Raw genomic sequence first — 3,264 nt, forward strand, 5'->3', positions numbered from 1 at the left:
CTCGCACCCCTTCTGCGCCAGCAGCTTGAGCGAGTGCGACTTGACGCCGAAGTCGTACGCCAGCACCCGGAACCGCGCGTCGCCCGTGACGGCGGGGACCACGTAGCGGTCGTCCGTCGACACGCCGCAGGCCAGGTCCAGCCCGGCCATCTGCGGCTGGGCGCAGATCTGCTCCATCAGCCCGTCCGTGTCCACCTCGCCCGTGGCAATGGCGCCGCGCATGGCGCCCAGCGAGCGGATGTGCCGGGTAAGGGCGCGGGTGTCGATGCCCGTGATGGCCACCACGTTGTGCCGCCGCAGGTACGCCTCCAGCGACTCGGCCGCGCGCCAGTTGCTGTACACGGGCGGCGCCTCGTGCAGCACGAACCCGGCGACCTGCGGGTGCCCGCTCTCCTCGTCCTCGGCGTTCACGCCGTAGTTGCCGATGAGCGGGTACGTCATGGTGATGATCTGCCCGGAGTACGAGGGGTCCGTCAGGACCTCCTGGTAGCCGGTCATGGACGTGTTGAAGACCACCTCGCCGAACGCGGTGCCGCGGGCGCCGTACGCCTCGCCATGGAACACGCGTCCGTCCTCCAGCATCAGCACTGCGGGCTCGGCCAACGACGTCCTCCGGTGGGGGATGGGCAAGTACATGCGAGAGCGGGAGATGCGGGCGGGGAATCTACGATCCCCGGGGACGATGTCAAGAACGCCTCCCGCGGCGGGTGCGGGAACAGACGACGGAGGGAGGCGGACCGTCCGGATCCGCCTCCCTCCACACATCGATCCATACGCGCCGCACCTGCGTCGGACCCGCCGCTGGCCTACGGCCGCGTCGGCCCGTCCCCCGCCCCGCCCGTCCGCATCGCGGAATCCGCCAGAGCCGATGAATCCGTCGGCGTCGCGGGGGCGGCGGAGGCAGCCGTCCCGGCAGAGGCCGTCGTATCCGTGGATGCGGACGGCGGCGCGGGCAGGCGGCCCCAGCCGCGCAGCAGCGGCTCGTCCAGCGTGGGCAGCGGATCGACCGTCACCCGGTCGCGGACCTCGGGCGCGAAGCGGGCGCGGGCGCTGTCCACGGCGGCGCGCGCCTCGTCCTCGCGGCCGCGCAGGGCCAGCAGCCGGGCGTAGTGGTACCACGCGGGCCCCGTGGCCGCGCCGCCGGCCTGCCGCAGCGACGCCTGCCGCACGGCCAGGGCGCTGTCCACCTGCCCCAGGCCGTCGTACGCCAGCGCGCGGCGGTGCGCCAGGCGGTCGCGCGTGGCATCATCCACCGCGTCCATCGAGTCCGGGCTCAGCACGGCCAGGGCGTACCGGTAGCGGCCGCGCTGCACCAGCACCGATCCCAGGTGCACCCGCGCGGCGCCCATCCGCGGCTCCAGGTCCAGCGTGCGGCGCAGCAAGGCCTCCGCGGGGTCCAGCCGCCCCTGGTCCAGCAGGATGCGGGCGTAGTCCACGTTCATCCCGGGGTGGTTGAAGTTCACCTTTTGCCCCGCCCGCTCGTACCACGGCAGCGCCTCGTCCGCGCGGCCGCCGCGCACCAGCAGCTCGCCCGCGTTCCACTGCACCATCCACAGGTTGGGATGGTCGCGCACCATCTGCTGGAACACCGTGTTGGTGGATTCCCACGTGGGCGTGCGCGTCCACGTGCGCAGGCCCAGCAGCAGCACGAGGGCGCCCGCCGTGGCCAGCGCCTGGCTCAGCTGCGCGGGATACCTGCGCAGGGCCGCCACGGCGGGGGGGATGAAGAACGCCAGCGCCACGGACGGCAGGTACAGCGTGCGCTCCGCCAGCAGGAACCCCACGGGAAAGACGACCTGCGACACGGGCAGGACGGCCAGGGCGAACCACAGGATGCCCGCGGCGATCCACCGGTCCGACTTCCACGACATCCACGCCACGGCGCCCAGCGCCATGCCCAGCAGCAGGCCGATCCACGCCAGCGGGTCGCCCCAGGTGGCGGGCCGCAGCGCGTCCGGCCCCCACTCCGCCGACAGGTCCACGGGCCAGAACATCAGCCGCAGGTACTCCGGCCACAGCCGCGCGGCCGTGGCCAGGCGGTCGGCCGTGGACAGGCCGCGCAGGTACGGCGCGGGGTCCGTCTCCACCCACCCCAGCACGGCCAGCCGCAGGGCCACGTAGCCGGCCAGGGCCGCCGCGAGCACCCCCAGCAGGGGCGCGTTGCGGCGCAGCAGCCCGCCGGCGGACGCCTTGCCGGAGCGGGCGCGCAGGGCGTCCAGCACCAGCAGCAGCGCGGGAAGCGCCACGGCGGATTCCTTGGACCCCAGCGCCAGCAGGTACAGCACGGCGATGAGGGCCACGCGCCGCGGGTCCAGGCGCGCGGCGCCCAGGTACACGTGGCACGCGGCCAGCACGCCCAGCGTGGCCAGCACCTCCGCCCGGCCCACCAGGTTCGCGACGGCCTCCACGTGCACCGGATGGACGGCGAACAGCACGCCGGCCCCCAGCGCCGCCGCGCGCCCCGCGCCCAGCCGCAGCACCAGCCACGCCACGAGGGCCGACGCCAGGGCGTGCAGCAGGACGTTGACCGCGTGAAAGACGGCCGGTGCGTCGCCGAACAGCGCCCACTCCACGGCAAAGCTCAGCAGGGTGACGGGCCGGTACATCTCGTTGGAGCCCGGCCAGTACGGGCCGCCCAGCAGGGCGCCCACGTTGCCCAGCCCGTGCACGAGCGGGTTGTTGCGCAGGACGTAGTCGTCGTCCAGCGCGTATCCGTTGCGCAGGGCGTTGGCGTAGACGGCGCAGGCCACGAGGGCGGCGAGCACGGCGACGAACCCGCCGGGAAGCGAGCGGAGCTGGCGTGTGATGGAGCTCATCTGCGGATGGGGAGGAGATGCCATGGCGGCGGATGCCACGGCCCCAGCGTATCGCCCCGTGCCATGGCGCCGCAAGGCTGTACCCGGGGACGGGAGCAGCTTCTTGCACTCTGCACGGAACCATGCGGGATGGGAGAGCCCGAACGGGGCCACGGGGGCGGACCACCGCACCTAAACACACGTCCTGCAACAACTTGCAAAATACGAGGCGGATGGTACACCCGTTGCCTTATCCCGCCGCCGTACAGCACGATGTGTTGCTGACGCCAACCACTTCATCACAGTACCTGGAGACCCCCATGCGCACCCTCCGCAACCGCGACGGCTTCACCCTGATCGAGCTCATGATCGTGGTCGTGATCATCGGCATCCTGGCCGCCATCGCGATCCCCAAGTTCAGCAACGCGTCGGCGCGCTCCAAGGAGAAGGAGGCCGAGGTCATCCTCAA

General features: G+C 72.6%; 3 protein-coding genes. 1 reads left to right on the plus strand and 2 read right to left on the minus strand.

Translation table 11 applies throughout. From position 1 onward, the window contains the following. A partial coding sequence (locus tag VFZ20_RS17345) for a carbamoyl-phosphate synthase domain-containing protein (RefSeq protein WP_329685178.1) occupies window positions 1-603 on the minus strand: 603 nt, incomplete at its 3' end. A gap of 203 nt (window positions 604-806) precedes the next feature. After that, window positions 807-2,816 carry a tetratricopeptide repeat protein gene (locus VFZ20_RS17350; protein WP_329685179.1) on the minus strand — a complete coding sequence of 670 codons (2,010 nt, stop codon included), beginning with the start codon at window positions 2,814-2,816 and terminating at the stop codon, window positions 807-809. A 299-nt stretch (window positions 2,817-3,115) separates the two neighbouring features. On the opposite strand from VFZ20_RS17350, the gene VFZ20_RS32780 reads away from it, so the two are divergent. Continuing rightward, on the plus strand, window positions 3,116-3,264 hold a 149-nt coding region (locus tag VFZ20_RS32780; protein WP_349264102.1), incomplete at its 3' end, for a prepilin-type N-terminal cleavage/methylation domain-containing protein.

The sequence above is a fragment of the Longimicrobium sp. genome, assembly GCF_036280135.1.
In the GTDB taxonomy this organism is placed as follows: Bacteria; Gemmatimonadota; Gemmatimonadetes; order Longimicrobiales; family Longimicrobiaceae; genus Longimicrobium.

Bases quoted from the DNA above. Each gene is read 5' to 3' on its own strand.
- VFZ20_RS17350 (WP_329685179.1), bottom strand. From the start codon at position 2,816: ATGAGCTCCATCACACGCCAGCTCCGCTCGCTTCCCGGCGGGTTCGTC.